Source organism: Alcanivorax sp. HI0044 (genome assembly GCF_001634945.1).
Window position 1 is genome coordinate 1 of the sequence record NZ_LWEZ01001037.1, and the last position, 1,413, is coordinate 1,413.

The following is a 1,413-nucleotide window of genomic DNA, read 5'->3' on the forward strand; positions in this document are numbered from 1 at the left end:
CGGTCAGATCGCCCACGCCCTCCAGGGCCTTGCACCGTTGCACCTGTTCGCTGAGCCCAGCGTCTCTTACCGTGTCGCGAAGGTGTTTCTGGATCTGTGCATCCAGCGTGTTGATCTGAGAGATCAACCTCTTCAAGCCCGCTTTGAGTAGCGGCTCTGCACCCAGGCTTTGCTGGATAATGGTTCGTGCCTTGACCAGTGCCGCACGGCGGCGCAGTAGGGTCTGCAGCGTCCGATACGCCTTGGGTGGCGGACTCCAGCGGCGCAAGGCCCCTTTTTCATGTTGCAGATGGCGGGCAAGTAGCTGCGCATCAGAGGCGTCCGTTTTTGCGCGACCACCTGTGCCCTTGCGGTAATGGTGGAGGCGAGAACCATCAATCACGTAGATGTGGTGGCCTTTACGGTGGGCCAGCTCAATGACATCCATGTGATAAGTGCCAGTGGCCTCGATGGCTATCTCGCAGAGGGAAGGCAGATCCTTGAGCCAAGCCCGAATGGCTTGGGGTGTGTTCTCAATGGAATAGGTCTGGCCCAGGAAATAGATGACCAACTCGGCCTTGGCCACGTCGATGCCGATAATGGAGGGTTCTACTTGCATTGCCACTGAACAGCCCCTTGCGCTAGGTTACACATGCTTGTCGGGGCGCACCTGAACGCTGGCTTGCTAGGTATCGTCGGTCTGAGGTGCGAACTCAGCCGATGGATTCTTTATCGGCGTATGAATAGGTGCGGGGTGGGGCCAAATCTCCTACCGTCTGTACCCTTGGGTCAGATGCCCCTTTGGTCCCTCCACCCCGGCAAGTCCTGCATGGTTGCAGGAAGAGCATTCAAACATACAAGCACCTCTTGAGGTGCGAACCGGGCCTAGCGAGGCGGCAAAGATCAAGATCCTTCCGCCATTCTTTCTGGAACCCGTCGAGTTTTGAGACTCCTGATCGCCCTGCGGGCGATTTCCGCGCAAGCGCGGTTCGCACCTCAAGAGGTACTCCTACAGCGGCTTCGTAGAAGTTGCGGACTACGAGGAACTTTCCGACTTGTAGCTTGTAGCTTGTAGCTGTTCTAAACTCGCTCCCCATGCGAGACGATACCCGTGATTTCCTTTCCCTGTTCCTGAACGACACGCCCCTGCTGGACGTGCGCGCCCCCGTGGAATTTGCCAAAGGCGCCTTTCCCGGTGCCACCAATATCGCCCTGATCAACGATGACGAGCGTCACCAAATTGGCATCTGTTACAAGCAGCAGGGCCAGCAGGCGGCCATTGACCTGGGTAACAAGCTGGTCAGCGGCGAAGAGCGGGAACGGCGCATGCAAGCCTGGCAGCAGTGGTGGCAGGCCAACCCGGACGGCTATCTGTATTGCTTCCGNGGCGGGCTGCGCAGCCAGACCACCCAAGCCTGGCTGCGCGAAGCAGGC

2 protein-coding genes are annotated in these 1,413 nt (G+C 58.6%); one reads left to right on the forward strand and one right to left on the reverse strand.

What is annotated here, in order from left to right; translation table 11 throughout:
• A partial coding sequence (locus A3730_RS12115; RefSeq protein ID WP_156501180.1) for a transposase occupies positions 1-598 on the reverse strand: 598 nt, incomplete at its 3' end.
• A gap of 476 nt (positions 599-1,074) precedes the next feature.
• On the opposite strand from A3730_RS12115, the gene A3730_RS12125 reads away from it, so the two are divergent.
• Positions 1,075-1,413 (forward strand): rhodanese-like domain-containing protein (locus A3730_RS12125; RefSeq protein ID WP_255364264.1); only part of this gene is annotated, 339 nt, incomplete at its 3' end.